The organism is Lewinella sp. IMCC34183 (assembly GCF_003390915.1).
GTDB lineage: Bacteria > Bacteroidota > Bacteroidia > Chitinophagales > Saprospiraceae > Neolewinella.
Genome location: NZ_QMEM01000012.1, coordinates 59512 through 86182, shown reverse-complemented (window position 1 = coordinate 86182; position 26671 = coordinate 59512). Strand labels below are relative to the sequence as shown.

Genomic DNA, 26671 nt, shown 5'->3' with positions numbered 1-26671 from the left:
TCCGGTCGACTGACCTACCTTTACCCCGTGATCCGCATTCCTCCCAACTCCGACCCTGACAATCCGCCCTCCGCAAATATTTTTGGCTGGCGGATCTCCCTCATCGGCCTCGTCGTCATCAGCCTGCTGGCCGGCCTGGCCGCCTACCGTACCTATACCCTGCAGGTTCCGGTGGGTTTCGAAGACCCGCTGCAGCAGCCGGAAACCAAGAGTTATTACCGCGATAAGGCCGACCGGGAAAATGCCCGGATCGATTCCCTGCGCCGTCAACAACGATAAATGCAGCTATCCTTCTATAAGTACCACGGCGCCGGCAACGACTTCATCCTGCTCGACGACCGCGACGGCACCCTCCTGCCCGCCCTCCCCCCGCCGGCTATTGCGCGCCTGTGCGACCGTCACTTCGGCATCGGTGCCGACGGGCTGATGCTCCTGCGGTCCGCGCCGCCGCCCTACGACTTCCGCATGGAATACTTCAACGCCGACGGCAGCGGCAGCACCCTGTGCGGTAACGGCGGTAGGTGCATCGTGCGCTTCGCGGCCGACCGGGGCATCGAGCGTACGGTCTACCGCTTCCTGGCCTCGGACGGCCCTCACGAGGCCACCCTCACCCCGGCGGGTGAAGTGGCCTTGGGAATGAACGACGTGCACGGCGTGGAAGCCCGGGGCGAAGATCTGGTGGTGCAGACCGGCAGCCCGCACTACCTGCGGTTCGTGGACGACCTGGATGCGGTGGACGTCGTAAGTGAGGGACGCGGCATCCGCCGTTCCCCGGAATTCGCGGGCGCGGGGATCAACGTCAACTTCGTGCGCGAAACCGGGGACGGACTCCAGATCGCCACCTACGAACGCGGCGTGGAGGACGAAACCCTCGCCTGCGGGACCGGCGTGACGGCCGCCGCCATCGGTACCCTGCTGCGGCGGGGAGCCGAACGCAATGGCCCCTTCCTGGTGAACGTGCAGGCACGCGGCGGCCAACTGGCGGTGAGTGGGGAGCGGCACGGAGACCACTTCGGCGACCTCCGCCTGATCGGTCCGGTGGCCTTTGTATTTTCCGGCACCATAACCCTCTGATATGTTAGCTACCGTTTACCTGAACGGAGAATACCTGCCGGCGGAGCAGGCCCGACTGCACGTCTCCGACCTCAGTATCCTGCGGGGGTACGGGGTATTCGACTACTTCCGGATCGTGGACGGGCACCCCCGCTTCGTGGACGATCACCTGCATCGCTTCCGGAACAGCGCCGACGGCCTTCACCTGCCGTTGCCGCTGGACGATGCTGGTCTGCGTGGCGTAATCACGGAACTGGTAGCGCGCAATGATATGGATGCGGGCGGCATCCGCTGCGTCCTGACGGGCGGTTACGCCGACGACGGATATACCCCCGCCTCCCCTAACCTGCTGGTGCTCCCCTACGGCTTTACCCCACCTGCGGAGCACTATTATGAGGAGGGTTGCGCCGCGATGCTGCACCCCTACGAGCGGCAGCTTCCGCGGGTCAAGTCGATCGACTACATCGAAGGAATCCGTATTCAGCCGTTGCTACGTGAGCGCGGTGCCCAGTACCCGCTCTACGTGGACCGTTCCGGAAACGTGCGGGAGAGCGACCGCTCCAATTTCTTTATCGTTGCCGGGGGTACGCTCGTTACGCCGGTTGACGACGTCCTCCTCGGGGTGACCCGGAAACACCTGCTGGCGCTGGCCACAAAACTCGGGATTCCCGTGGAGGAGCGCCCGGTGCCGACTGACGAATTACTGGCCGCCGATGAGGCGATCATCTGCAGCTCAATCAAGGGGCCGATGCCGATCGGCCGGGTGGACGGGCAGCCCATCGGGGGCGGGGGCGCGGGTGCGGTGACGCGCCGGTTAATGGCGGCCTGGCGGGCCTATACACAAGAAAGCCCCGCCGGCGCTTAGGCGGGCGGGGCTTTCTGAATCGGTCGGAGGGACCGGAAGCGGGGGGCTAGACTTCCTTGTCGATGTTGCCGGTACCCTCTTCGTTCTCTCCTTCGTTGGCGTCGGCGAGTGCCTCACCGGCGGCTTCGGCGGAGTCGGCTTCGGCCTTGGCTTCTCCGGCTACGTCGGCAGCCTCTTTGCGGCTTTCCTCGGTGGATCCGGCATCGGCGCGGGCGGCGTCGAGGTCAGCGGTGGCGCTGGGCTCGGCGGTTTCCTCTTCGGTCGCTTCGGCGGTGGTCGCTTCAGCCTCGGGCTCGGGTTCCGGCTCGGGCGGGGGCGGCGGGGTACCGGAGACGGCGGCGCGGAATTCCGCTTCCTTCTTCTCCTGGGCGGCACGACGCTCGGCGGCGGTACCTTCCTTGGCCTCGATCCACTCCTCGTACTTCTGGTCGGCCTCCTCCTGGGAGAGGGCGCCCTTGGCTACGCCGCGCATCAGGTGCTTGCGGTAGAGCACGCCCTTGAAGCGCAGAATGGCGCGGACGGTGTCGGTGGGTTGGGCACCCTTTACCAGCCAGTCGTAGGCCGCCGAGCGATCGAGCTCGATGGTGGCCGGGACGGTCATGGGATTGTAGGTACCGATCTTTTCAATGAACTTACCATCGCGGGGCGCGCGGGCGTCGGCGATGACGATGTGGTAAAACGGGCGCTTGCGACGGCCCTTGCGCTGGAGGCGAATTTTAACTGGCATGGTGACGTATTGTCCTTTTGTTATAGAAGACCGGCCTACTCCCGCCAGGGGGCAGCCGGTTTTGCCGGGGCGCAAAGGTAAGCAATTGCTACGAATATATACGAGATAATTGCCCCCTTTCCTTAGGTTTCCCCTACGAGATAGAAGATTGTGGGACGTATACCCATCGCGGTACCCCGCCCGGGCCGCCCGGCGGCGACCGAACGTCCGCTGCACCTGCGCGCCGCCGCAGCGGTCAGAGCGGGGCCGTCGGGGATCACCGGTGGCCGATCGGAAGGCAGATTTCCGTAGCAACGGCCCGGTCAAGGGCTAACCCATTGTCTTTCCGGGCAATAGCGTAGCCGGAGATGGCGGCCATGGCGGCAGCGGATGCAACAATTATCGGAATGCGGGGGGAAACATCCCGGCAAGTGGTATGTTAGCGCCATAAACGACGTAAACCAGACCACCATGAAATTTTTTATCGACACCGCCAACCTAGACGACATCCGTGAGGCCGAAGCACTTGGCATCCTCGACGGCGTAACCACTAATCCAAGCCTGATGGCGAAGGAGAGCATCAGCGGTGACGATAAGGTCCGCGACCACTACAAGAAGATCTGTGAGATCACCGACGGAGACGTCAGTGCCGAGGTCATTAGCACCGACCTCGAGGGCATGAAGCGCGAGGCCGGGGAGCTGGTCAAGATCGCCGACAACATCGTCGTGAAGATCCCGATGATCCGCGAAGGCGTGAAGGCCCTGGCCTGGTGCCGCGACAACGGCATCCGCACCAACTGTACCCTCGTCTTCAGCGCCGGACAGGCCATTCTCGCCGCCAAGGCGGGCGCGACCTACGTAAGCCCCTTCATCGGCCGCATCGACGACATCGGCTGGGAGGGCATGACCCTCATTTCCGACATCGCGGAGATCTACGCCATCCAGGGCTTCGAGACCCAGATCCTCGCCGCCTCCATCCGCAACGGCAAGCATATCGTGGAAGCCGCCAAAGCCGGCGCCGACGTGGTGACCTGCCCCCTGAGCAGCTTCGACAGCCTGTTCAAGCACCCGCTGACCGATAGCGGACTCGAGCGATTCCTGGCCGACCACAAGAAAGCCCAGAGCGTAATATCCTAATTCCCACCGGCGGGGCCCGACCACATCGTTGCGGGCCCCGCCGGTTATACTCCTTTAGACCGCCTTTTACCCCGACCATGAGCAAGCCCCGCGTAATCAAGAACTACGACAAGCTCGATGATGAGTTGCTGGAACAGATCAAGCTGAACTATCCCAACGGATTCGAGCGGAACCTGATCCGCTTTACCGACGTGAACGGAAAGATCGCCAGCGCCCTCCCCTTCGAAACCAGCGAGAAGTACTACCTGATCCGGATGACGAAGTCCGAGGCCCAGCTGATTATCGAGGACGACGACGACTATGATGACGACGGTATCCTGACCGACGAAGCCCGCGAGGAGTACGGCGACAAGTACGATGACGAGATCGAGGAAGCCGACATCGACCTGGACGAGCTCAGCGACGACGACGTAGATACCGAGGAGGAAGAAGATCGGTGAGCCACTACCTGACCGTAGCGGGATCCACCCGCCCGGACAGCGCCAACGCTCGCCTGCTGGCCTCCCTATCCTACCTTACTACCACCCGACTGGAGCCGGCGCATACCCTGCGCCGCTTACCGCTCTTTGCCCCCGACCTTGACGTACACCCGGCTCCGGCCGTGGTAGCGGAGTGGCGGCAGCAGTGGCGCGATGCTACCGCCGTGATCCTGAGCACCCCTGCCTACCTGGACAACCTGCCGGGAACCCTCAAGAATGGATTTGACTGGCTCAGCAGTACCGGCGAGGCCCGTGACAAGCCCGTGCTGGCCTGCACCTTCTGTCCGCACGCTCCCCGCGGAGAGCACGCGATGCTGTCGCTGCTGTGGACGCTTAAGGCCCTGGACGCCCGCGTGGTCGCGCAATTGCCGTTGTTTCAGCGTGACATAAGCTTCCTCGAAAATGGCGATATTGAGGACGGTGACGACCGGGCACTACTGGTCGAAGCCCTGCACCTCCTGCCCTGACGGAAGTCCCCGCCCGTGAACCACCGCATCGTTACCTGCCTCCTCTTCGGCGCTTACCTGCTACTGGGCTGGACGATCGTGGATGATTACGGCATCTCCTTCGACGAAGCCATTCAGCGCGGACAGGGCCTGGCCACGGTGGAACTGATGGCCGACCGGCTGGGGATCGATCACCCGCCCCTGGGCTCGACGAACAGCTACTTCTCCAAGTACGGGATGATGTTTCAGATCGTGTCGGTGCTGGCCGAAGTGAAGACCGGTGCCCTGAACGACCCGTACCGCTACTACCGGATCCGCCATGTCCTGGGTTTCCTTCTGTTCGGAGTAGCCCTCGCCTTCTTCTACCGGACACTTCGTCTGCGCTGGCCGAGCCACCCCTGGTATCCACTGGTCGGTACCCTGTTGTTGCTGCTGATGCCGCGGCTCTTCGCCCACGCATTCTTCAACCCCAAGGATCACATCCTGCTGGTCTTCTACGTGGTCGCCACCTTCACGCTGGCCAATTTTTTGCGCAAGCGTACTACCGCAAGCCTCGTGTGGCACATGATCGCCTCGTCGCTAGCCGTCAACGCCCGGCTACCGGGGCTGATCGTGGTTGGCGCAACCGTTGCCCTGCTGCTTTGGGAGCAGCTGTTTACGCGACCGGGCAACTTCCGGCGGATGTGGCAGGCACCGGTATACCTGGCCGGTACTATGCTGTTTACCCTACCCTTCTTCCCGTACATCTGGGAGGCACCCGTGGCGCGACTCGCGGGAGCGCTGGAAACCATGACCAAGTTTCCCTATGCCGGAGAAAACCTGATCTTCGGCACCCTCTACCCGGCCGGTGACCCGCCGGCTTGGTACCTGCCGGCCTGGATCCTCATCGGTACCCCGATCGTTTACCTGCTTTTTATCGCTATCGGCCTGGTACGTACGGGAGTCGTGACAGTGCGGCAACTTCTGGGCGGACGCATGTGGCGCGACTTCGGGGGGCAGCTCGACTTCGTACAACTGGGCTTATCGGTCGGTCCGCTACTCGTAGTGATCGCACTGGGGGCGACGGTATACAACGGGTGGAGGCATGTCCACTTCGTGTATCCCGGTCTGGCTTTCCTGGGCATGACGGGTTTCGACCTGGCCCGGCGACGGTGGCCGCTAGCGGCTCCCGTCATGCTGGGCGGTGGCCTGATCTGGACGGCCATCGTGATGGTCCGAATGCACCCCCAGCAGCAGGTGTACCTGAATGAATTCGTAACCGACGAATTGCCCGTGACCCGGTACGAGATGGACTATTGGGGCGCCGGCTACCGGGAAGCCTTCATCCGCTACGCCGAGACCGTCCCGGAGGGGGAGGTGCGCAATGTCAAGTGTACCAACTGGCCGTGCGTAGACAACGTCCGCGCCCTGCCTCCCCCCTGGCGCGACCGCCTGCGGGTCGTTGAGTTTTACCACGAGGCCAACGTGGTGGCCACGAACTTCCTGTGGCCTACCGAGCGGGCCTACCTGAAAGAACGCACCGATGTATTCGAATTCCCCCTGGTCGAGGTGGCACCGCGGGGCGATATCGTGGTAGGCATCTATGAGCTGAACTGGTAAGTACCGGCCCGCGAATTCGCTCCGACGGTGCAATATTGTGCCTTCCGGAGCGGATATTACAGCGCCGCGGTTCCGGGGCGTTCCTCACCACTCAAACCAAGTCGTTCTTCGTGCGTCTCTCTCCCCATTCTATCGCCCTGTTCCTGCTCCTGGTCCTGGGCTCCCTCGGCTGGGTAATTCTGGACGACTACGGCATCAGCTGGGACGAGGCCATTCAGCGCGGGCACGGACGCGTATCGATCGATTACGCTTCCGAAAAACTCGGTCTGGATCGGCCGCCGCTGGCCCCGCAGCACGACCTCGATAACTACCAGTGGTCGAACTATGGTATGCTGTACCAGCTCATTGCCACGCCGCTGGAACTGGCCCTAGGGCTCCAGGACGATCCGTTTGCCTACTACCGGCTCCGGCACGTGCTCAGCTTCGCCCTGTACCTGGTGGCGCTGGTTTGCTTTTACCGCAGCCTGCAGCTTCGCTGGCCCGGACGCTCCTGGTATCCCCTGATGGGGACGGCTATGCTGGTCCTTAGTCCGCGCATCTTCGCCCATGCCTTCTTCAATCCGAAAGACCACATCCTACTGGTCTTTTACCTCATAAGCACCTACACCCTGTTACGCTTACTGCGGTACCGCACGTGGCGCGCGTTCCTGTGGCACGCATTCGCAACGGCGCTGGCCCTCAACACCCGCCTGCCGGCGCTGCTGGTGTTGGCGGCGACGGTGGGGCTTTTGGTGACCCAGCAGGCGTTGGATCGACCGCGGGGCCGCCGGGGCTACCTGATGGCACTGCTCTATCCGATCCTGTCACTGGCACTAATGATTCCGTTTTTCCCCTACCTCTGGCAGGACACCCTGCACCGGTTGTGGGGCGCCCTGACCGAGATGTCCGCCTTCGACTGGGGCGGCTACAACCTGCTGTTCGGCGACCGGCTATGGGCGACCGACGTGCCGGGGTATTACATCCCGGCCTGGATCCTGATTACCACTCCGCTGCTTTACTTACCCTTCCTGTTGACGGGTTTGGGGCTCTCCGTGGTCCGGCTCGTCCGGGGGCTGCGTGCCGGCCGGCCGTGGTCGGACTACGGGGAGCTGTGTGACCTGACGCAGCTGGGCCTCTCGGTAGGACCCATCCTGGTGGTGATCGTCCTCCACTCGACCCTGTACAACGGATGGCGTCATATGCACTTCGTGTATCCAGGTCTGGTATTTCTCGGCGTGGGCGGTTTCGCTTACGTGCGGGAGCGCGTGCCACGGATCGCGCCGGCGCTGCTGGCCGGCGGACTGCTACTGGCGGCGTACCGCATGATTTGCGGGCACCCGCACCAGTACGTGTACTTCAACGAATTGATTCAGGGGGATCCGGTGATGGCACGTTTCGACATGGATTATTGGGGCGTGGGCTTCCGCGATGCCCTGACCCATCTTGCGGAAACCGTCCCCGAAGGAGAAGTACGCAAGGTGCACTGCAACAACTGGCCGTGCCGGGATAACCTGCAGAGTCTGCCCGCCAACCTGCGCCCGCGGCTGCAGATTGAGAGCACCCGCAAGTACGCGGACTACTTTGCAACCAATTTTCAGGATGAGGACAAGAAGGCCGCCTTCCGCCACGAGCAACGCTACGCAGAACCGGTCGTGGAAATTGCTCCCTGCGGACAGCTGTCAATCGGCATTTACCGCGTACAGCCCCTCGAAGAATGATACGAATCGGACTCCTCTCGGATACCCACAGCTACCTGGACCCCGCCATCCTGGAGCACTTTGCCGACTGCGACGAGGTGTGGCACGGGGGCGACGTCGGCGACCCCGCGGTACTCGATACGCTGGAGGCATTCGCACCGGTGCGGGGCGTGTATGGCAACATTGACGACACGGAGATCCGGCGGAGGCTGCCGGAGAATAATGTTTTCGAGGTAGGAGGGGTAAAGGTCCTGATGACCCACATCGGCGGCTACCCCGGCCGCTATACCACCCGGGTGCGTAAACTGATCGACGACAACCGACCCGACCTATATATCTGTGGGCACAGCCATATCCTTAAAGTGATGCCCGACAAGGGCCGTCACTTGCTGCACATGAATCCCGGCGCGTGTGGCCGTCATGGCTTTCACCGGATGCGGACGGTCCTGCGTTTCTCGATCGAGGATGCCCGCGTTACTGGGCTGGAGGTGATTGAGCTGGGGTTGCGCGGGGCAATTCCCCCGGATCTTCGCCCGTAGGTTTCTTGGCGGCTTCCTCGGCGTCTGGCTTCGGTTCGGGTACTTCCAGGCCCATGGCCCGGGCACGGGCTTCCCACCGCTCCCGCGCCAGCCGCTGCATATCCTGGGTACTGTCCATTTCATCCATGATCTCGAGGCCGAGCAGGGTCTCCATGGCATCTTCCATGGTGACCAGTCCTTCCATGCCGCCGAACTCGTCGACGACGAGGGCTACCGGTTCCCGGCGTGCCAGCATAAGATCGATGAGTTGGTGGAGGGAGGTGTCCTGGGGAATGGTAAGAATATCACGGACCAGAGCCAGTACGGACTCGTCGTCGCGCTGCTCGATGATGGCCTTGTAAACCATGTCCTTGAGAACGTACCCGAGCACCTGGTCGCGGGTTTCTCCGAACACGGGGTACCGGCTGAAGGGGCTGTTATCGAACTTCTCGTAAAACTCGCGGATAGTGATACGCGACCAGGCCCCCACGACGACGGTCCGGGGCGTCATCACGTCGTGTACCGTGAGGGACTCGAAGTCGAGCAGGTTACGCAGGATGCGGCCCTCTTCCTCTTTGAGCTTGCCTTCCTTAGTCTGCGCCTCCGCCATCATGGCGAACTCCACCCGTGTGAGGGCCGTGGAGTGGGCGTCGCCACCGCCCATCATCCGGTTGATCAGGTTGGAAACCTGGACGATGCCGATGGCCTTGAAGATCTTGACCAGCACGTTGAGCGACTTGACCGTGAAGGGGGCCAGCTGCTTCCAGTAGGTAGCTCCGAGGTTCTTCGGAATGATCTCGGAAAAGATCAGGATAGCGAGGGTCATTGCGATACTCACGACTACCTCGTAGGACACGCTTATTCCGAAGACGGCAAAACCGCCCTCGCCGAAGGCGGCCCCCGTCTGCGCGCCCACCAGGATGGCACCCACCGTATGGGCAACGGTGTTGAGCGAGAGGATCGCGGTCAGGGGCTCGTTCAGCTCGTTCTTGAACTTCCGCAGCAGCCGCCCGGTGGTGCCGCCCTCCTGCTCCTTGACCTGGACGTAGGTCGGGGAGATGGATAGCAGCACGGCCTCGAAGATGGAGCACAGGAAGCTGAACGCGATGGAAAACAGCGCAAAAAGGAGCAAAAGAGTCATAAGCGTGGGCGGTAATACAGCTAAAAGTCCTTGCGGGGGGCATTAGTTTACGTACAGCTTCTGGTAAGGCACAATGACGTCGGCGGGTTGTAGCTCGTTGTACGTCCGTAATTCCTCCACCGAAATACGGTACTGCCGCGCGATTCCGTACAGGCTCTCCCCTTCCTGGACAATGTGGACGGCCCGGTTCGCCTGCACGGGAGCCCCGTAGGCGGGCGGTGGCGGCGAGGAGTAGGCGGGTTCTATCCGGCGGTCGGGGCCGGTGGACGGATCGGCCGCCGGCGGGGGTGGTACGACCACGTTCGGGGTCGGTACGGCCACCGGGCGGGGCGCTTCCGGGTAGGTGGCGGGGTAGGTCGGCGTGGAGCCGTACGGCACCGGGCGGTAGGGTTCCTCCTCCGGAGTCGGGACACGCACGGGAGCGGATGGCGGCGGCGGAGCAGGTTCCGTAACTTCCGTTACCTGGCCGGCCGGCGGGCAGCTGCAGTGCGACGTCCGTAGCTGTTGCCCCACGCGGGCCACGGCGGCATCTTGCAGGTTGTTGAATTCCTTGAAGCGCTGAGTGGTGTAGCCGTAACGCAGGGCCAGGCTGGCGAAGGTTTCACCCGGCCTTACCGTATGGTATTCGCCCTGTGCGGGATACCGATCGGGGACGTTGACGACCGGATCGGGGCGTTCTTGCGGGACGGTCACCGGGGGGGCGGGAATCGCAGGTGCGGAGGTGGACCCCTCAATCTTCAGCTGCTGGCCTACGAAGATGGTGCTGCTGCTCAGGTTGTTGTTGCGCTGCAACTCCGCGACCGAGACACCGTAGCGGCGGGCGATGGCGTACAGCGTCTCACCGCGGGTAACCTCGTGCACCGTAACCGGGGCGGGGGCGGGAGTTTCCGGGGCGTCGTAGGTGGCTACCTTGGCCTGCGGCGATACGGGGTACGCGGGGCGGGCAATACCGGATGGCTGGGGCGCGGCTTCGGGCTCGATGTATAGGGGAACGAAGGCGGCCTCCTGCTGCTTGGTGGCGCACCGCGCCTCCAGGAAGGCGGGCAGCGTCAGGTCGTTGACGCCGGCGGCGGTGATCACCTCGTCGGGGTTCGAACGCCCGTCACCGGTAAGCCGGCGTTCCACAATACCCAGGCCGGGGGCCAGCCGGTAGATAATGTAGGGGAAAGCACCGGCGGGATTGTACTGCCGCAGGAGGTAGGTACTCTGGCATCCATTGCCTTCCCGCCCTTCGAAGGTGACGCTGGCGCCTTCGTTGGCCGTATCCAGGTTAACGCCGATGACGCCATTTTCGGTGTCGAAGGTGAAGGCCGTAAACGGCGAACGGTACCGGATCTCGGTGTCGCGTTCCTCCAATACGGCGGCCATGACGACCGGCTCTACCCGGTACCCGCCCTCGGGCAGCGCGCGCACGATGAACAGGTGGTCTTCCGCGTCATTTATGCGCGCTGCGGTTTCGGCACCGAGGCGGGCCTCGGTACACCGCAGGTACCCATCGGGCAGGTCGCTCCGTACGGAAACGCCCTCACCATCGGTCTCGAGGATCAGTCGTTCACCAAAACCCGCGGGCAGGCTGTAGGCAAAGTAATCCATTCGGGAGGCTCCGTCAAGGGAACGCGCGTAGCGAATACTCGCACCGCAATCTTCGGTAAACAGGATAAATAGTTGTTCGGCCATGGCTTGCTTCCACGAAAGGAAGGCAAGCAGTACGAATAGTATTTTCATCAACTAAGTGGTTTGGCATCGTAAGGTATCCGGACCGCCAAGCTAACAACGCGTATGCGCGGTCTAAGGTGTTACCCGCCCCGTACCTTAAAAAATCCGGCTCCCCAAATGCTAGCCGCGGGTGCCGGGACGTAAGGGAAAGGTAACGGTTATAGAACTAAGGTTTCGGGGAAAGGTGAACTTAATGGGGTGAAAACTGCATTTACTCCCAAACCCCCGTTCATGATCAGCAGCGTCCTCTCCCCCACCCCCTTCACCCTGGCTTGTCTTTGCTTGTTGCTCCTGCTGGGCGGGGCCTGTACCAACGAGAACCAGCAGGCGATCGACCTGAGTGATGACGTGGTGGAGCGACCCGTCGACGGCGTGGGTCACTACGTATACGCGCTGAATCTGCCGCGCACGGTTGCCCCGGGTGAGCGCTTCGAGGTGCAGATGGAGTGGCGCACCGTCGGCAGCGTCGACCCCAACGCCCGCTACACTATGGACGTAGTGCTCGAAGGCCCCCAGCGAAAAGCATGGTCTATTCCCGCTGGTGCCAATACCGTGGGCGAGCTGCACCTGGCCAACTGGCTGAGCTACCCCTTCGAGGTGCCCGCCGACTTCACGGCCGGGGAGTACCGGCTAGGGGTGCGCCTGCGGAATGAACGGCGCGACGGCGAAGAGGTGCCGATGGGATACGTGGCCGACCGTAAAATGGACGAAGGCTTCTACCGCCTGGCCGAGCTTCGCGTGGAGTAGGTACTATACTTCGGCGTAGTGATCGTCTAGTTTGCGTTCCCGGGGCTCACCGAGCTTACCGACCGACTTGGCTACGAGCATGGCCACGGTCGCGTCGCCCGTCACGTTGGCTACGGTGCGGCACATATCCAGGGGCCGGTCGACCGCGAAGATGAGCGCGAGTCCTACCTCCGGGATTCCCACCTGCCCCAGCACGATGACAAGCATCACCATGCCGGCCCCGGGCACCGCCGCGGAGCCGATACTGGCCGCCAGCGCGGTCACGATGATGGTGATCTGGTCGCCCAGGTCAAGCCCCATGCCGTACGCCTGCGCGATGAAGACGGCCGCTACCGCCTGGTAGAGACTGGTGCCGTCCATGTTTATGGTGGCTCCGATGGGCAGTACGAAGCTCGTTACCTCCTCGTCGACGCCGAGGTGTTCCTCCACCCGCTCCATGGTCACGGGCAGGGTGGCCGCACTGGAGCTGGTACTGAACGCGAGCAGCTGGGCGGGACTCATGCCGGCGAAGAAGTTGCGGTAACTGCGACCCGTAAACACCTTGACCATCATCGGGTACACCCCGAAGATCATGATGCCGAGTCCCAGCAGCACGCAGGCGCTGTACATGATCAGCGCTACAAAAAGGTCCTTGCTGGGCGCTTCCACCACCAGGGAGGCCAGCAGGGCAAATACCCCGATCGGGGCGGTAAGCATAATGAGGTCGATGAGCTTCAGCACCACCTCGTTGACGCCGTCGAAAAAGTCCTTGACGGGGGCCGCCCGCTTCGGATCTATAAGAATGAGTCCGATGGCAAAAAATATGACGAAGAAAATGACCTGCAGCATATTGCCGTTGCTGCTGGCCGCGCCGACAATGTTATCCGGCACCAGATCCACCAGCGCCTGTAATGGTCCGGCGTCCGCCTGCGCCGTGGCCGCGGTGATCTGGTTGCCGGCGTCCGCGGCGAAATCATTGAGCAGGTTGTCGCGGGTCGTTTGGTCGATACTGCGCCCCGGGGCGACGACGTTGACGATCACCAGACCGATGACGATGGCCACTACCGTGGTCATGACGTACAGGCCGATGGTACGCAGGCCCATATTGCTGAGCTTGCTGATGTCCTTCAGGTCGGTGATACCCTTTATCAGCGAAGCGACGATCAGGGGGATCGCGATCAGCTTCAGGCTGTTGATGAAGATGGTACCGAATGGCTTGATCCAGTCACTGACAAAGTCGCCCCACCCGAGCGACGACGCGATGACGCCGAAGCCTACGCCGAGCGCCATGCCGATTAATATTTGCCAGTGCAGTGCCAGATTCTTCATGCCGAGGGGTTGTCCGGGGCCGAAAATAGCCCGGCCGGCACCACACCGCAAAACGTGACCCGCTTATCGCAGTTCCGGCAACGGCCTAGCCGAGCAGGTTAGGGTATTCCTCTTCGGGGGGCTTGGCGACGGGCTTAATCATCGGCAGGTCGACTACCTTGGCCTCCTTCGGTCCGATGGTAATGAAGCGCAGAAAGCCACCGTGGGCCTCGGCGATGTGGCGGGCGAAGGTGCGGAAGTTGTGGTAGTAAAGGTAGCCGTAGGGCTCGCGCAGCTTGGGCAGAATCGTGTTGAGCTTGCTCAGTTCCCCGATGATGTACTTCTCACGCTGCTGTACGCCGTTCTGCATGCCGTTGTAGAGCTGGCGGATGCGCTCGGACAGTCCCTCGTCGATGATTTCGTAGAAGGCGTTGAGGCGGCCGCGGTTGTTGTAGCTGCGGATGTCGGCCAGGCGCTGTGCCTCGGTGAGCTCTACCTCGTCGAGTACGTTATCGGCGGCCCCCACGAGGATCACGATGAGGGGTATCGCGTCAAACATGAGTTGGCGTTCTTCGTCGTTCAGTTGGTTAAACTCTCTCAGCATTACTATCTACTTTGGGCCGACAAACATACAGCCTACCTACCAAGCCCATGCAGCAATTCCTCCTTTTTTTGCTGGCGATAGCCGCAGGCGCCATGCTGGCGATTCAGGCCGGGCTCAACAGCGCCATTGGGAAAGCGGTGAGTAGTCCCGTGTACGGCGCCCTGATCTCCTTCGTCGCCGGCAGCATCGCCCTGTTTATCTACTGCCTCGTTTCCGGCGTACCGCTGGGTAACCTGCGGCGCGCGTTCGAACTCCCCTGGTACTACTGGGTGGGCGGTATACTGGGCGGCTTTTACGTGTTCGCCATCATCGTGCTCGCCCCCCGCCTCGGCGTAGGGGTAACCATCGCGCTTACCGTGGCGGGGCAGATGACGATCAGCCTGGTCATCGACCACTTCGGACTGCTCGGGATTCCCCAGCACAGCATCAACTGGTGGCGGGTCGCCGGAGTCACCGCGATTATCGGCGGGGTGGTGATGCTGCGGAGTAATTGAGCGTACTGTACCTTTGCGGCCTATGGGATGGTTCAAACGACTCAAGGACGGTATCCAGACCGCCACGCGCAATAAGAAAGAAGCGCCCGAAGGGCTCTGGTACAAGTGCCCGCGCTGTAGCGAAACCGTTACCCGCAAGGAACTGCGGGAAAATTTTCACAAGTGCCCCAGTTGCAATTACCACGAGCGGATCGGCTCCCAGGAGTACTTCGACCTCCTCTTCGACGGCAACTATGAAGAGTACGAGGCGGACATGGAGGCCGTGGACTTGCTGCAGTTCAAGGACCTGAAGTCCTATAAGGACCGCCTCAAGGCGGCAAAAAAGAAGACCGGGCTCAGCGATGCCATCCGCGTCGCACGCGGCAAACTTAACCGCCGCCCGCTGCTGGTCGCTTGCATGGATTTCTCCTTCATCGGCGGCAGTATGGGAAGCGTAGTGGGCGAAAAGATCGCCTTCGCGATCGACGAGGCCCGCAAGACCCGCACCCCGCTCATGATCATCAGCAAGACCGGCGGCGCCCGGATGATGGAGGCCGCTTTCAGCCTCATGCAGATGGCCAAGACTAGCGCCAAGCTCAGCCAGCTCGCCCGCGCCGGTGTCCCCTACTTCAGCCTAATGACCGACCCCACCACGGGGGGCGTCACGGCCAGCTACGCCATGCTCGGTGACATCAACATTGCCGAACCCGAGGCGCTGATCGCCTTCGCCGGCCCCCGTGTGGTCAAGGAAACCATCAAGAAGGAACTACCCGAAGGTTTCCAGACCTCCGAGTTCCTCCTCGAGCACGGCTTTCTCGACTTTATCGTCGACCGCGCCGATCTCGTCGAGCGCATGGGCGACCTGCTGCACCTGTTCGAATCGGCACGACGCACCGACTAGGCAAGGGAAACCTTCGCCCCCTGCGGCGACCGCAACATGTCCAGCACCCAGCGGGCGATCAGCACGCCCAGGTGGATCCACCCCAGCGGGGTGCCCCAGGCCGCGGCCGCCCGCACCACGGTGATGGCGACGGTCAGGAAGAATTCGGCACCCGCCGCCAGCCGGCGTAGCAGCCTGCCGTGGTCCCTGACCGCTTCCGCCCCCGCGGAGTCGGCCACGTAGTTTACCGTGTCAAAGTCCAGGCCGAACCGGGTCAGCGCCGCAACGGTCACCGGTGTTGACCCGGGCTCCGGCGTTACGACAGGCCGCCCGAGAAAAAAATTGGCGAAAAAGCGCATTCCCGTAAAAAATAACCCCACGCCCTCGCGGAGCCGCTTGGCCACCAGCTTGATGAAGTCAAAGATGGCGCCCAGGGTGAAGCTCACCGCCCGCCGGATCCAGTCGATGATTCGCGCGATCCCGCGCAGCGCCGCCCGCAGCAGACTGCCGACGGCAAAATAAACTCGGCGGAAGGGGTGCCGTTGCGGAGCCCCGTACGCTTCCGTAGCTTCTTGTTGCCGCTCGGCGAATGTCTGGTCTACGGTATCGATCTGTCGGGCTTCGGCAATTCGCTTCCATATGTCGTCTTCCAGGTTTCTCGCCTCCTGCTTGTCCGGAGGGGCGTAATCGCGGAGTCGCTTGCCCAGCGGTCGCAGCTTTACCGCGTAGGCACCCTCGCCTTCCCTGCGCACCAGAATTTTGGCAATCTTGCGCCTACGCCCTCCCTCGCTCTCCTGCTCCAGGAAGCGCAGCAGCGCCTCGTGGGTACGGGGTCCGAAGTCACTGTCCAGGGCACCGTCGTAGTAGCCGATGCGCCAGAGGGTCAGTTGCAACAGCCGGCGGGCGAAGTCGTTGCCACCCGTATACTCCAGGATTTCCGGTAGTTCACGCAACTGTCGCCGGTTGGCCAGCTCTGTCCTGAGCGCTTCCTCCAGGGCCAGGCTGTCCGGACTGGGGGGACCCGTAATACGGTAAAGGATGTAGGTATTCTCCCCGTCGGTCCCGGTGGGCAGTCGCGCCCGCCAAAATGCCTCGAGCAAGGCCCCGGCGTTCAGCAGCAGCCCCTGAAGTCCTTCGTCGAGACCGGACCGGTCGCGGGCCAAGAGTCGGTTGAGTTTGATGATGAGTGGGCGGTCGGACTCGTCCAGGTAGACGTCACGGCGGTGTTGATCCGCGTAGACGTAGGTGAAGAGCGTGTACATACGAAAGGCCATCGACCGGCCGTACACGCTTCGGTCGCCAAGCCGGTAGCCGGCATTCACGGCCAGTTCGCCGTCGAAGGACGTAAAGGTGGACAGCCGGTCCACCGCGGGAGTCAGGTATTCCTCCGCCCAGTCCAGCCGCGCCTGTCGGCCGGCGGCCGGATACGGGCAGCCGCGGTGCAGCGGGGCGAACGCATCCTCGGCGACAAAGGCTCCGAGTGCGGCCAGCACGCGGTCCATCAGTTCGCCGGTCGGCGGCAGGTCGGCAGCGCGGGCCTGGTGCCACTGCTGAAACTCGTCCGCCGTCAGGTAGGTAAGGTCGGTGAGGTGCTGTACCAACTCGTGCCACTGGCCGCGGCGGGTGCGGGTGTTGCTGCCGCTCCGGTAAAAGGTAGCCTGCACGTCCGGGGGAAACGGCACAGCATAGCGCACGGGCATGCGCTCCTCCACGACGATTCGCAACTGCTCGACGGTTTCCGGGTCGAATTCTCCCGACCCCAGACGCTTGCAAGCCTCCGTGAACGCCCGCGGGTCCACTAGGCGGGCTTGCTCAGGTTCAGCAGGCGGCCGACCCCGGCGGCCATGGCCGCCCGGGCCTCACTGGCCGCCCGTACTGTTTCCAGGTGGTAGGTCAGCAGCTTCTCGTCCTGAGTGCTGAGGCCCTCCTTGATGTAGGTTACCGAGTCCTTGTCCAGTTCCACATGGGTGATGGCCAGTACCCGCACCTGCGAGTCCTCGGCCATATACATCTCCTCGATGCGGTTGTAGAGTCTTCCCAGCCGCAGCCGCTCACCGTTGGCTCCGGTGACCGCGAGGTCGACGTTGCCGGTAAGGGTCACAACGTCGAGCGTCAACAGGTCCTTTATGTACGTTTGGACGTTGTTCTCGGCCGGCTGGGCAGCGAGGTTGTCGTAGGTCTCTGGGGTTGGTTCGGCGTTCTTGTCCTTATTGGATGGCATGGTACGGAAGGTAGAGTGAATGAATGCTGCCGCTCAGTCACATAGGCGACGGAGTCGCTCCCCGATCTCGTCCACCGGGATGCCCGGTACGGCAGCGAATGAATTTTCTTCGAATAGGGTGTACCGGAAGGTAGGTTTTTCGCCCGGTACCGGCGGCCGGGTGTAGCAGAACAGCAAATCGCTGAGCACGCAGTAGGCCCCCATGGTGAGCCGGGCACCTGCCGGGCCCACCGTGCCGCGGTCGGCGTACTTGACGGCGGCAAACTCGCCGCAGTCGATCCGCTCACCTTCGTCGTTCAGGTAGCTGCGACCGCTGATTACCTGGCAGCCAGCGCTCCAGTTGTTTCCTCCTACCCCACTCCAGTGGATGTTGAATGTTTTTTTTGGTTCCGCCAGGGCCCCACCCTCCGTTTGCGTCATCACGCCTTCACCGGCCGGCCGCGCGCCCTTGTGCAGGCGGTCCACCTGTGATTCCTGCAATTTGTGCCAGTTGAAGCGGTACAGGTGCTGCCCCGCGATGACCGAAAGGTTGCTGCCATCGGTCTTGCGGGGATCGGTTGAACCCCAAAAGTAAAAGCTCAGGCCCTGAATGAGCAGCACGAAGAGATCGTCGTTCGGCCGGTCGCCCGTGGCAGCCGCGCGCCGCCGGCGGATGCCGATCAGGTGGGGCTCATCGGTATCGAATGACCATTCTTCCGGCAGCAGGCTGTCTCCCCGATGGCTACGACCGGCCAGTTCCTGCATCGCGGGGGTAGGCTGCTCACGGTAGTGCCGGGTGGCCGCATTAAGCCAGTTTATCCAGCGGCGGTAGTCGGCGCTTTCCTCGTTCCGGGCCCAGCGGCAGCGCTGCCCCGTTTCCGCCCAGCGTTCGAGGTAGTAGCGGGTATCGTCGCCCACTACCCCGTCCGGCCAGCTCGGGGGATCGCGGCGCGCGTGGCGCTCCGGATCACCAATGGTACGCACGTATTCCTGGAACAGGCGCACCGCGGCCTGGGTAGCGTATCCGTAGACGCCTCCGTGCTCGGCGTGGGGCATGAAGCCCGCCGCCTGCAGCTGCTGCGTCAGCGCCCGGACCCGCTGTCCGGGGATCGGCTCCCAGTCGTACCAGCGGCCCCGGATGTCGTCACGGAATTTTTCTCTCCCCTCCCGCTGGATGTAGCGGTGATGGTAGAGCTCCAGAAAGGCCCGACGCTCTTCCGGTGAGTAATTTATGTCCTCGTCGACCCGACCGAGTCGCAGCAACTTTTCCATACCCGTTTATACCTTCCACTCCCGATTGGTTACCAGCGGAGGCCACTCCATTTTCAGTCCTTCCAGTGCCTGCACGATGATGTCCGACATCAGGTAGTTGCGGTACCACCGCTGGTCGGTCCCGACGATGTGCCAGGGTATCTCGCTGCGGGCGATTACGTCTTCGTACGCCGAGCGGTACGCATCCCAGTGCTCACGCTCGCGCCAGTCGCCGTCCTTGTGCTTGTAGAATTTCTCCGGCTCTTCCACGCGCTCCATCAGTTCCTCCCGTTGCTGCTCCTTGCTGATGTGGAGGTAGAATTTCAGGATCAGGGTGCTGTTGTCGTACTGCAGCAGGTGCTCGAAGGCATTGATGCTGTCGATGCGGCGGTCCACCTGCTCTTCGGTGATCCAGCCGTGGACGCGCTGGATGAGTACGTCCTCGTAGTGGCTGCGGTTGAAGATGACCATTTCCCCCTTGGCCGGCACGTGCGGATGGACCCGCCACAGGAAGTCGTGGTCGAACTCTTCCTCGGTAGGTTTGCCGAAGGCGTGGGTCCGCAGTCCGTAGGCCGGGCAGTCGGCGAACACGTTACGCATGGCGCCGTCCTTGCCGCTGGCGTCCATCCCCTGCAGTACGATGAGTACGGCGTGCTCCTTTTCCGCGATCAGTTGCTGGTGCAGTTCGCCGATGCGGGCGACACGCTTGGCGGTCTCTTTCCGGGCGTCCGATTTGTCGAGGTCGTCCGGGGAACGTGTGGGGTAAGTACTCAGATCGATCAGGGAGGAGGTGGACATGGGGTTGGTAGTTGAGGTGAGGCGGCGGAGCGCGGGTGCGGTGATGGTTACCAGAACCAAACTACCAGTACTAAGGTGAGCGCGAGTAAAATGATCGCCTGGTAACGGTAATTCTTGTACCAGGCCACCCCGCGCAGGGCTTCGGTTTCGGCGGCAATGATGCCATTGTTCCAGGTGTAGTTGGCAATCTTGTCGGCCGGGGGCGGCGCCGTGAAGCGACTGATGACCACGTTAAGGACCGCACAGGCGGCAAACAGGAAGAAGGTGCGGTGCAGGAAGTGCATCTCCAGAAAGCCGTTGGGCTCCAGGGACCCGCGCGCCACCAGCACGGAAAGGACCACGTACACCACCGATACCACGGCCCCGAAAATGAGGCTGTAAAAGGCCCCGTCGCCGTTGGCCCGCTGGTCGAACATACCGACGATGAAGGCGGCGGCTACCGGCGGGGCAATGAAGCTGAGCACGATCTGCAGGTACTCCCACAGCGAGGCGGCCTTCTCGATCTGCGGCGCCCACAGGCAAGCCAGCACCACGAGAACCAGCGTGGAGATCTGACCGATACGTACCAGTTGCTTGCTCGTCAGGTCGTGCTTCATTTTGACCGCGAAGTCCATGGTGATGAGCGTGGAGGCCGAGTTGAAGGTGGCGCTGACCGAGGACATCATGGCCGCCAGCAGTCCGGCGAGCACCAGGCCGAGTACGCCGGTGGGCAGGAGGGTAAAGAGGAGGAGCGGATAGGTAGCGTTGGGGCAGTCCACCAGATTCTGGCAGATCGTCGCGTCCGGCAACTGGTAGTTGAGGGTGGCGATATCGAAGTCGCGAAACAGCAGGATGGCCAGCGTGCCCGGCAGCACCATGATGAAGAGCACCGGTAACTTGAGCAGGCCGGCGAACAGCGCCCCCCAGCGGCCGTGGTTCAGGTCCTTGGCGCCCAGTACCCGCTGTACCATGAACTGGTTATTGGCCCAGAAGTAGAAGCCCAGGATAGGCGCACCGAGCAGCAGCCCCGTCCAGGGCATGAAGCGGTCGTTGGCCGGCCGGACCAGGCTGAGTACTTCCTCGGCGTTTTGCGGAGTGTAGTATTCGGTGCCGTATACCCGCTCGCCGAGCGGAATGCCCGAAGCGCTGCCGCCGTCGGTCACCCCCGACGCCACGTGGTCAATGTCGTTCACGTTGGGCAGTTCTCCCGCCGCTCCAAGGGCATTTAACTGGGCAATCATTTCGCTCCAGCCACCCACCTGCTCGAAGGCGTAATAGGTGATCAGGCAACTACCGATGACCAGCAGGATGGCCTGAATGACTTCCGTCTGGATGACCGAATTGAGTCCGCCCGGGACGGTATAGGCCGCGGCCGCCAGGGCCAGGATGGTGACAATGGCGAAGGTGGACAGATCGGGGAAAAGCAGCTTCAGCACTACGGTGCCCACATATAGCCCCGCCGCGGTATCGATGAGTACGTTGCCGATGATCGTCACAAAACTGAAGTAGAAGCGGGAGCGGGCATCGTAGCGGCGTTCCAGGAACTCGGGCATGGTGTACACCTTGGAGCTCAGGTAGAAAGGCAAAAAGAAGATCGCGAAGAACACCAGCACCACCGAGGCCAGCCATTCGTAGTTGAAGACCTGGGTGTTGGTCTTCGCCGCGTCGCCGGCTAGTCCCACCAGCGTCGAGGACGAGATGTTGGCGGCGAATAGTGAGATACCGACGATCGGCCAGGTCATGTCACGTCCGGCCAAAAAGTACTCTTCGGAACTCTGGGCCTTAGCGGAATACAGGCCGTAGCCAATGATGAAGACGGCGTAGACGGCCATGACCACCAGGTCAAGCGTTGAAAGGGCAAATGAATTCATGATGTGCTGATCGACGTAAACGCCACCAAAGGGTGGCATAACAGTAAGTACCCGATGAACGGACCGTAAGTATAAGTCTAAATTTGCCACGTCGACCCGCCGTAGGCCCCCCAATCCCACCGGCCAGCCACGTTAACCGTTTTAGCAGTCCCTGCACCTGCGTGCCCGCGCATATTTTCCCTAATTTTGCGGCCATGGTGCGATTCCTTCCCCTCCTGCTGGTCTTGCTGGCCGCCTGTGGCGTCTCGCGCACCCCAGCTCCCGTGACCGCCGCCGGACCCGTCCGGATCGAGGCGATCGACGGACCGGCTACGCGCCGCCTCTTCGGCCGGACGCCGGTGGCGGAAGAACTCTTCGGTGGTATGCAGTGGTCCGAAGGCCCGCTGGTGCTGCCCGACGGTACCGTAGTGTGCAGTGACGTACCTAATAATGTGGTCCTGCGGTGGACGGGCAGCGGCAGCACGCTCTGGCTCACCAATTCCGGCGACGCCCCCGACGACTACAGCAGCGAGCCGGGCAGCAACGGACTCGCCCTTGACGCACAGGACCGCCTCCTGCTGGCCCAGCACGGCAGCCGGCGTATAGCCCGCATGGACGCCCCCCTGGATGCCCCCGCGCCCATCTACACGGCGCTGGCCGAGCGGTACAACGGCAAACGCTTCAACAGCCCCAACGACCTGGTGGTGGCCGCCGACGGCTCTGTCCTGTTCACCGACCCGCCCTACGGCCTGCCTTCGCGGGAAGTCGGGGAAATGGGCTTTAGCGGCGTGTTCCGCGTGGACCCCCGCGGTCGGGTGACGCTGCTGACGAGCGACTATAGCCGCCCCAACGGCATCGGCCTGAGCCCCGACGGACGTACGCTTTACCTGGCGAACTCCGACGGCGAGCGGCCGATCGTGACCGCTACGCCCCTGTCCGCCGACTTCACGCTCGGAGAGCCCCGGGTGCTCATCGACGGTACCGACCTGGTGGCCACCGAACCGGGATACCCGGACGGGCTGACGGTGGCCGGCGACGGAACACTTTTCGCCACCTCCCCGGGGGGCGTGTGGGTGCTGCGCCCCGACGGCCGGGTGATCAGCAAGATCCGGAGTGAGGGCCCGGTGTCAAACGTTACCCTCTCTCCCGACGAAGCCTGGCTTTACCTCACGAACAACTCCCGCCTCCTGCGCGTAAAACTTAACCGACTATGATCCAGCTCAACGACCACGATATCAACGAAGCCGCCACCGCAATTCGCCGTGGTATGGAAGTGTACGTACACCGCGCCCACGGCCGGATGCTGATTGCCGACGACCCCGAACGCAACGTACGGGCCGACCCCGAGGTCTTTGAGGCCATCATGCAGGACGTGAGCACCGATCCCGACGCTTACGTCCACATCGAGCGCCTGCCAGCGCCCGACGCCATCAAGATCATGGCCGCCTTCACCGACCGCGTACGCAACCAGGAACTCTGGCAGGCACTCACCTACGCCCTTAAGCGGCCCAACCCCTTCCAAAACTTCAAGACCGAACTCCGCCGCTTCCCCAAGAACTACGAGCGGTGGCGGCAGTTCCGCCAGGAAAAATATTCCGACTACGTCCGCCAGCGCATGGCCGAGGACCAAGACTAGCCCCGTGCAGGTACGCAGGCTCCGCCGTTCCGCGATCGACGTCGCGCGCTGGGACGCAGCCGTGCTGGCGGATGCCCGCCCCCTACCCTACGGTCTCAGCTGGTGGCTGGACATCGTCACCGCAGGCCACTGGGACGGTCTGGTCTGCGGCGAATATACCTGCGTGCTTCCCCTCCCCCGCATGCGACGGCTCGGCGGACTCGTCCCGGTACTCGTGCGCCCGCCCTACACCCAGCAGCTGGGTCCCTATGGCACCTGTAGGAGGGATGAGGTCGCGCAATTGTTGCTCCAACTGCCCCGCAGCCTGCAACTCTCCCTGCCGTTGCGCCCGGACCTGGACGCCGGAGTGATCCCCGACCGCTTTATGCATCGCCGCCGTACGAACTACGTGCTGGACCTCACGCCCGGTTACGCCGAAGTTTCCCGGCGCTTCCCCCGCAAACTCCAGGCTTACCTCCGCAAGTGCAGTCGGGACCTGCTGGAACCCCTGGAACCCGCCGCCTTTGTCGAACTGAACCGCCGCTACCTGCTGGAGCGGACGCCGCTGACGGAGCACGACCTAAGCATCCTGCTCCAACTGGCCGAGGCGTGCCTAGCCCGCGGTTACGGCGGCTGCTACCAGCTACGCGAGGAGGGTGAGGTGCTCGCGGCGGCCTTCCTGCCCCGGATGGCCGGGCGCACCATCAACCTCGCCGCCGTGACGACCGACCCGGGGCGAAAGCGCCGGGGCATGAGCCGCCTGCTCGCCCTGGCCATGCGCGAAGGGGCCGGCGCTGCCGGTGCCACCTTTGATTTCGAGGGGTCCGAACTGCCCGGCGTCCGGGAATACTTCGCCAAGTTCGGAGGCGCCGATGAGGGGTACACCCTGATCGAGGAAAGGGCCTACGGATTGCTGTAACAACCCCGCGGCTACACAACCCGCCCGGGTCTGCGCCGTTAGGCAGGCAAAGCTTTCGCCCAATGCCGGAATTACCCGAGGTACACAACTTCAAGCTCTACTTCGATGCCGCCGCAACCGGCCAAACGATCGGTCGGGTGACCGTGCACGACGACTACATCATCCGGAATATGCCGGGTCCGGCCTTCGCCGACGCCCTCACCGGGCGCACCATCGTCGACAGCCTCCGGCGGGGCAAGTACCTCTTTGCCAACCTTGACAACGGCCACGCCCTGCTGCTACACTTCGGCATGACCGGCGACCTAAATCTCTACCAGGAACCCGAGGACCGGGGCAAATTCGAGCGGTTTGCGCTTCACTTTACCGACGGGAACATCCTGGGGTTTGACGACCCGCGGAAGTTTGCCCGCATCCTCTACCTGCAGGACCGCGACGCCTACATCAAAGAGATCAAGCTCGGCCCCGATGCCCTTGACATTTCCCTCGAAGACTGGCTCGACGCCGTGACCGGCCGGAAGGCCACCATCAAAGGTCTCCTCCTCAATCAGTCGATCCTCGCCGGCGTCGGCAACCTGTACGCCGACGAGATCTGCTACCGCACCCGCATCCACCCCGCCGCCCGGGCCTGCGACCTGTCGGAGGAACAACTCAGCGACATACACGCGGAAACCATCGCCGTGATGACATACGGTACCGAGAACGCGCCGTACTACAAGGACTACCCGGAGGACTGGTTCTGGCACGTGTGGCGCGAAGAAGGCAAGGCGGGGCCAAACGGCGTCGGTGAGGTGAAGATCACCAAGGTGGCGGGGCGCACTACCTATTACGTAGAGGGATGGCAGTCCTGAATTTTAAATATGAAATTTAAGATTTTAAATTTTTACATCCTCTCCGGCATCTCGATACCCAGGATATTCATCCCCGACTCGAGTACGTTTCCGACGGCCCGACACAGGCTTAGCCGGAACGCTTTCGCGGCGGGGGTCTCGGCGTTGAGGATGCTGACGTCGTGCCAGAACTTGTGCAGGTTCTTGGCTAGCTCGTAGCAGAACATCGCCACCAACGACGGATCGTAGCCGGCGGCGGCGTCGCGCAGCAGCGACGGGTAGGCGTAGAGCTGACTGATCAGTTCGCGTTCGGCCGGCTCGAGCGAGTCGTATTCGGCGGCGGCCGACAAATCGGCATCGCCGGCCTTGCGCCAGACGGCGCGGGTGCGGACGAAGGCGTTCTGGACGTAGGGCCCCGTTTGCCCCTGCAGGTCCACCGACTCCTTCGGGTCGAAGGTCATGCGCTTTTGGGGACCGACCTTGATGATCTGAAACTTCAGGGCGGCCATGCCGATCTTGCGGATGATCTCGCGGCGCTCCTCCTCGCTCAGCTCGCTGGTCGATTCCCGCTCGAGGCTGCTTTGGTACGCTTCCTGTATGACCTCGTCCATAAGGTCGTCGGCGTCGACCACGGTACCCTCGCGGCTCTTCATCTTTCCGGTGGGCAGGTCGACCATGCCGTAGCTGAGGTGAAACAGGCCGTCGGCGTAAGGTTCTCCCATACGCTTCAGGATCTCGAACAGCACCTGAAAGTGGTAATTTTGCTCATCACCGACGGTATAGACCATGCGGGTGGCCCCGAAGTCGTCGTAGCGCAGGCGGGCTGTACCGAGGTCCTGCGTAATGTAGAGGCTGGTACCATCGGCCCGCAGAATGGCTTTCTGGTCGAGTTTGGCGTCGGTCAGGTCGACGAACACCGACCCGTCTTCCTTACGGTAGAAAACGCCCTTGTCCAGGGCCGTGTCCACCATATCCTTGCCCAGCAGGTAGGTCTGTGACTCGTAGTAGTGTTTGTCGAAGGTTACCCCCAGCCGCGTGTAGGTTTCCTCGAAGCCTTCGTATACCCAGCCATTCATTCGGTTCCAGAGGCCTACGGTATCGGGGTCACCCTCCTCCCAGCGCAGAAGCATCTCCTTGGCGGCGGTGCCGAGGGAGCTGAACTGGTTGAAGTACTTGTTCTTGTAGGTCTTCCAAAAGGCCTTTTCCTCCAGGTCTTTACCGTTTTCCGCTTCGAGGATCTTCCGGGCTTCTGCCGTGGCCTGCCACTCCCGGTACTCTTCCTGAAACTTGGTTTCGAACAGGACGTAATAGTTACCCACGAAGTGATCGGCCTTCACGCCGGCCGAAGCGGGCGTGGCCCCTTCGCCGAACCGTTCCCAGGCGAGCATCGACTTACAGATGGCGATTCCGCGGTCGTTGACGATCTCTACCGTCCGGACGTCGTAGCCGGCGGCCCGGAGCAGCTGGCTGGTGGACCAGCCCAGCAGAATATTACGGACGTGGCCCAGGTGGAGCGGCTTGTTGGTGTTGGGGCTGGCGAATTCGACCACTACCTTCTCGCCGTTTGCCGGCGCCTGGCCGTAGTCCTCCTGACCGGCCGTGCCTATCAGGAAGTCGACGTAGTACGCGTCGTTGATCTCGAGGTTAAGGAACCCCTTGATCACGTTATAGTCCTTGATCTCCGCGACCTCCCGCTTGAGGTAGTCGCCCAGCTCGTTGCCGATCTCCTCGGGCTTTTTGCGGGCCAGACGGGTCAGCGGAAAGGTTACAACGGTGTACTCTCCGGCAAACTCCTTACGCGTGGATTGCAGGGTAATTTCCTGTCCGGAGGCATCGGCACCGTAAAGTGCCTGTAGCCCGCTGCGGACGCCGGTTTCGATCAGTTCGGGTAGTGCGGTCATATGG

The 26671-nt window shown here is 62.5% G+C and carries 27 protein-coding genes; 16 read left to right on the top strand and 11 right to left on the bottom strand.

The window, feature by feature from the left end:
- The first annotated feature begins 27 nt into the window (after positions 1-27).
- The 3 genes from DQG19_RS19360 to DQG19_RS19350 are packed head-to-tail and all read left to right on the top strand — an operon-like array spanning position 28 to position 1918.
- Entirely contained in the window at positions 28-279 is a 252-nt protein-coding gene (locus tag DQG19_RS19360; RefSeq protein WP_116127979.1) for a hypothetical protein, read from the top strand.
- Positions 280-1074 carry a diaminopimelate epimerase gene (dapF, locus tag DQG19_RS19355; RefSeq protein WP_116127977.1) on the top strand — a complete coding sequence of 265 codons (795 nt, stop codon included), beginning with the start codon at positions 280-282 and terminating at the stop codon, positions 1072-1074.
- A gap of 1 nt (position 1075) precedes the next feature.
- Complete coding sequence (locus DQG19_RS19350; protein WP_116127975.1) at positions 1076-1918, top strand: aminotransferase class IV; 843 nt, start codon at positions 1076-1078, stop codon at positions 1916-1918.
- 46 nt (positions 1919-1964) lie between these two features.
- On the opposite strand, the gene rpsP is transcribed toward DQG19_RS19350, so the two are convergent.
- Positions 1965-2645, bottom strand: coding sequence for a 30S ribosomal protein S16 (rpsP, locus tag DQG19_RS21575; RefSeq protein WP_116127973.1), 681 nt, complete (start codon positions 2643-2645; stop codon positions 1965-1967).
- Positions 2646-3095: 450 nt separating this feature from the next.
- Here rpsP and fsa point away from each other — a divergent pair, with 450 nt between their 5' ends.
- The 6 genes from fsa (at position 3096) to DQG19_RS19315 (ending at position 8500) form a co-directional block, all read left to right on the top strand.
- Positions 3096-3761, top strand: coding sequence for a fructose-6-phosphate aldolase (gene fsa / locus DQG19_RS19340; protein ID WP_116127971.1), 666 nt, complete (start codon positions 3096-3098; stop codon positions 3759-3761).
- A 77-nt stretch (positions 3762-3838) separates the two neighbouring features.
- On the top strand, positions 3839-4201 hold the full coding sequence (locus tag DQG19_RS19335; RefSeq protein ID WP_116127969.1) for a hypothetical protein: 363 nt from the start codon (positions 3839-3841) through the stop codon (positions 4199-4201).
- Entirely contained in the window at positions 4198-4707 is a 510-nt protein-coding gene (locus DQG19_RS19330) for an NADPH-dependent FMN reductase (protein WP_116127968.1), read from the top strand. The genes DQG19_RS19335 and DQG19_RS19330 overlap by 4 nt, the downstream gene beginning before the upstream one ends.
- A 15-nt stretch (positions 4708-4722) precedes the next feature.
- Complete coding sequence (locus DQG19_RS19325) at positions 4723-6285, top strand: hypothetical protein (RefSeq protein WP_116127965.1); 1563 nt, start codon at positions 4723-4725, stop codon at positions 6283-6285.
- Positions 6286-6395: 110 nt separating this feature from the next.
- Positions 6396-7982: a hypothetical protein gene (locus tag DQG19_RS19320; protein WP_116127964.1), complete on the top strand. Its 1587-nt coding sequence runs from the start codon at positions 6396-6398 to the stop codon at positions 7980-7982.
- Positions 7979-8500 carry a metallophosphoesterase family protein gene (locus DQG19_RS19315; protein WP_116127962.1) on the top strand — a complete coding sequence of 174 codons (522 nt, stop codon included), beginning with the start codon at positions 7979-7981 and terminating at the stop codon, positions 8498-8500. Before DQG19_RS19320 ends, DQG19_RS19315 begins: the two co-directional genes overlap by 4 nt.
- On the opposite strand, the gene DQG19_RS19310 is transcribed toward DQG19_RS19315, so the two are convergent.
- Entirely contained in the window at positions 8436-9620 is a 1185-nt protein-coding gene (locus tag DQG19_RS19310) for a hemolysin family protein (protein WP_116127960.1), read from the bottom strand. The two genes, DQG19_RS19315 and DQG19_RS19310, sit on opposite strands and share 65 nt — an antisense overlap.
- Positions 9621-9662: 42 nt before the next feature.
- Entirely contained in the window at positions 9663-11345 is a 1683-nt protein-coding gene (locus DQG19_RS19305) for a LysM peptidoglycan-binding domain-containing protein (protein WP_116127958.1), read from the bottom strand.
- Positions 11346-11567: 222 nt separating this feature from the next.
- Here DQG19_RS19305 and DQG19_RS19300 point away from each other — a divergent pair, with 222 nt between their 5' ends.
- Positions 11568-12083, top strand: a complete 516-nt coding sequence (locus DQG19_RS19300; RefSeq protein ID WP_157974611.1) for a hypothetical protein — start codon at positions 11568-11570, stop codon at positions 12081-12083.
- A 3-nt stretch (positions 12084-12086) separates the two neighbouring features.
- Here DQG19_RS19300 and DQG19_RS19295 read toward each other — a convergent pair whose 3' ends face one another.
- Both DQG19_RS19295 and DQG19_RS19290 read right to left on the bottom strand, forming a co-directional pair.
- Complete coding sequence (locus DQG19_RS19295; RefSeq protein WP_116127954.1) at positions 12087-13391, bottom strand: dicarboxylate/amino acid:cation symporter; 1305 nt, start codon at positions 13389-13391, stop codon at positions 12087-12089.
- An 85-nt stretch (positions 13392-13476) separates the two neighbouring features.
- Positions 13477-13974, bottom strand: coding sequence for a hypothetical protein (locus tag DQG19_RS19290; RefSeq protein WP_116127952.1), 498 nt, complete (start codon positions 13972-13974; stop codon positions 13477-13479).
- A gap of 47 nt (positions 13975-14021) precedes the next feature.
- Between DQG19_RS19290 and DQG19_RS19285 the strand changes: the two genes are divergently transcribed.
- Positions 14022-14468, top strand: coding sequence for a DMT family transporter (locus DQG19_RS19285; RefSeq protein ID WP_116127950.1), 447 nt, complete (start codon positions 14022-14024; stop codon positions 14466-14468).
- A 22-nt stretch (positions 14469-14490) separates the two neighbouring features.
- Positions 14491-15348 carry an acetyl-CoA carboxylase, carboxyltransferase subunit beta gene (gene accD / locus DQG19_RS19280; protein WP_116127948.1) on the top strand — a complete coding sequence of 286 codons (858 nt, stop codon included), beginning with the start codon at positions 14491-14493 and terminating at the stop codon, positions 15346-15348.
- Here the strand turns inward: accD and DQG19_RS19275 are convergent.
- The 5 genes from DQG19_RS19275 to DQG19_RS19255 are packed head-to-tail and all read right to left on the bottom strand — an operon-like array spanning position 15345 to position 21465.
- On the bottom strand, positions 15345-17126 hold the full coding sequence (locus DQG19_RS19275) for a peptidoglycan-binding domain-containing protein (RefSeq protein ID WP_116127945.1): 1782 nt from the start codon (positions 17124-17126) through the stop codon (positions 15345-15347). The two genes, accD and DQG19_RS19275, sit on opposite strands and share 4 nt — an antisense overlap.
- The gene (locus DQG19_RS19270; RefSeq protein WP_116127944.1) at positions 17126-17548 is read right to left on the bottom strand and encodes a hypothetical protein; all 423 of its coding nucleotides are present in this window, start codon (positions 17546-17548) and stop codon (positions 17126-17128) included. Before DQG19_RS19270 ends, DQG19_RS19275 begins: the two co-directional genes overlap by 1 nt.
- Positions 17549-17581: 33 nt before the next feature.
- Positions 17582-18799, bottom strand: coding sequence for a peptidoglycan-binding domain-containing protein (locus DQG19_RS19265; protein WP_116127942.1), 1218 nt, complete (start codon positions 18797-18799; stop codon positions 17582-17584).
- Between the two features lie 6 nt (positions 18800-18805).
- Positions 18806-19576: a PPK2 family polyphosphate kinase gene (locus tag DQG19_RS19260; protein ID WP_116128013.1), complete on the bottom strand. Its 771-nt coding sequence runs from the start codon at positions 19574-19576 to the stop codon at positions 18806-18808.
- Positions 19577-19623: 47 nt separating this feature from the next.
- The gene (locus DQG19_RS19255) at positions 19624-21465 is read right to left on the bottom strand and encodes a sodium:solute symporter (protein ID WP_232826555.1); all 1842 of its coding nucleotides are present in this window, start codon (positions 21463-21465) and stop codon (positions 19624-19626) included.
- 155 nt (positions 21466-21620) lie between these two features.
- Between DQG19_RS19255 and DQG19_RS19250 the strand changes: the two genes are divergently transcribed.
- The 4 genes from DQG19_RS19250 to DQG19_RS19235 all read left to right on the top strand — a co-directional run bounded on the left by DQG19_RS19250 (position 21621) and on the right by DQG19_RS19235 (position 24787).
- The gene (locus DQG19_RS19250) at positions 21621-22619 is read left to right on the top strand and encodes an SMP-30/gluconolactonase/LRE family protein (protein WP_116127940.1); all 999 of its coding nucleotides are present in this window, start codon (positions 21621-21623) and stop codon (positions 22617-22619) included.
- Complete coding sequence (locus DQG19_RS19245; RefSeq protein ID WP_116127938.1) at positions 22616-23041, top strand: UPF0158 family protein; 426 nt, start codon at positions 22616-22618, stop codon at positions 23039-23041. Before DQG19_RS19250 ends, DQG19_RS19245 begins: the two co-directional genes overlap by 4 nt.
- A gap of 4 nt (positions 23042-23045) precedes the next feature.
- Positions 23046-23939, top strand: coding sequence for a GNAT family N-acetyltransferase (locus DQG19_RS19240; RefSeq protein WP_116127936.1), 894 nt, complete (start codon positions 23046-23048; stop codon positions 23937-23939).
- Positions 23940-24001: 62 nt separating this feature from the next.
- Complete coding sequence (locus DQG19_RS19235) at positions 24002-24787, top strand: Fpg/Nei family DNA glycosylase (RefSeq protein WP_116127935.1); 786 nt, start codon at positions 24002-24004, stop codon at positions 24785-24787.
- 32 nt (positions 24788-24819) lie between these two features.
- Here the strand turns inward: DQG19_RS19235 and argS are convergent, their stop codons facing one another.
- Positions 24820-26667, bottom strand: a complete 1848-nt coding sequence (gene argS, locus DQG19_RS19230) for an arginine--tRNA ligase (protein WP_116127934.1) — start codon at positions 26665-26667, stop codon at positions 24820-24822.
- Positions 26668-26671 lie beyond the last annotated feature (4 nt).

What these genes read in the sequence shown, in the direction of transcription:
- rpsP (WP_116127973.1), bottom strand. Translation starts at nt 2,645, where the DNA reads ATGCCAGTTAAAATTCGCCTCCAGCGCAAGGGCCGTCGCAAGCGCCCG.
- DQG19_RS19310 (WP_116127960.1), bottom strand. Translation starts at nt 9,620, where the DNA reads ATGACTCTTTTGCTCCTTTTTGCGCTGTTTTCCATCGCGTTCAGCTTC.
- DQG19_RS19350 (WP_116127975.1), top strand. Translation starts at nt 1,076, where the DNA reads ATGTTAGCTACCGTTTACCTGAACGGAGAATACCTGCCGGCGGAGCAG.
- DQG19_RS19260 (WP_116128013.1), bottom strand. Translation starts at nt 19,576, where the DNA reads ATGTCCACCTCCTCCCTGATCGATCTGAGTACTTACCCCACACGTTCC.
- DQG19_RS19290 (WP_116127952.1), bottom strand. Translation starts at nt 13,974, where the DNA reads ATGCTGAGAGAGTTTAACCAACTGAACGACGAAGAACGCCAACTCATG.
- DQG19_RS19255 (WP_232826555.1), bottom strand. Translation starts at nt 21,465, where the DNA reads ATGCCACCCTTTGGTGGCGTTTACGTCGATCAGCACATCATGAATTCA.
- argS (WP_116127934.1), bottom strand. Translation starts at nt 26,667, where the DNA reads ATGACCGCACTACCCGAACTGATCGAAACCGGCGTCCGCAGCGGGCTA.
- fsa (WP_116127971.1), top strand. Translation starts at nt 3,096, where the DNA reads ATGAAATTTTTTATCGACACCGCCAACCTAGACGACATCCGTGAGGCC.
- DQG19_RS19285 (WP_116127950.1), top strand. Translation starts at nt 14,022, where the DNA reads ATGCAGCAATTCCTCCTTTTTTTGCTGGCGATAGCCGCAGGCGCCATG.
- DQG19_RS19335 (WP_116127969.1), top strand. Translation starts at nt 3,839, where the DNA reads ATGAGCAAGCCCCGCGTAATCAAGAACTACGACAAGCTCGATGATGAG.
- DQG19_RS19250 (WP_116127940.1), top strand. Translation starts at nt 21,621, where the DNA reads ATGGTGCGATTCCTTCCCCTCCTGCTGGTCTTGCTGGCCGCCTGTGGC.
- dapF (WP_116127977.1), top strand. Translation starts at nt 280, where the DNA reads ATGCAGCTATCCTTCTATAAGTACCACGGCGCCGGCAACGACTTCATC.
- DQG19_RS19315 (WP_116127962.1), top strand. Translation starts at nt 7,979, where the DNA reads ATGATACGAATCGGACTCCTCTCGGATACCCACAGCTACCTGGACCCC.
- DQG19_RS19270 (WP_116127944.1), bottom strand. Translation starts at nt 17,548, where the DNA reads ATGCCATCCAATAAGGACAAGAACGCCGAACCAACCCCAGAGACCTAC.
- DQG19_RS19265 (WP_116127942.1), bottom strand. Translation starts at nt 18,799, where the DNA reads ATGGAAAAGTTGCTGCGACTCGGTCGGGTCGACGAGGACATAAATTAC.
- DQG19_RS19305 (WP_116127958.1), bottom strand. Translation starts at nt 11,345, where the DNA reads ATGAAAATACTATTCGTACTGCTTGCCTTCCTTTCGTGGAAGCAAGCC.
- DQG19_RS19235 (WP_116127935.1), top strand. Translation starts at nt 24,002, where the DNA reads ATGCCGGAATTACCCGAGGTACACAACTTCAAGCTCTACTTCGATGCC.
- accD (WP_116127948.1), top strand. Translation starts at nt 14,491, where the DNA reads ATGGGATGGTTCAAACGACTCAAGGACGGTATCCAGACCGCCACGCGC.
- DQG19_RS19245 (WP_116127938.1), top strand. Translation starts at nt 22,616, where the DNA reads ATGATCCAGCTCAACGACCACGATATCAACGAAGCCGCCACCGCAATT.
- DQG19_RS19295 (WP_116127954.1), bottom strand. Translation starts at nt 13,391, where the DNA reads ATGAAGAATCTGGCACTGCACTGGCAAATATTAATCGGCATGGCGCTC.
- DQG19_RS19300 (WP_157974611.1), top strand. Translation starts at nt 11,568, where the DNA reads ATGATCAGCAGCGTCCTCTCCCCCACCCCCTTCACCCTGGCTTGTCTT.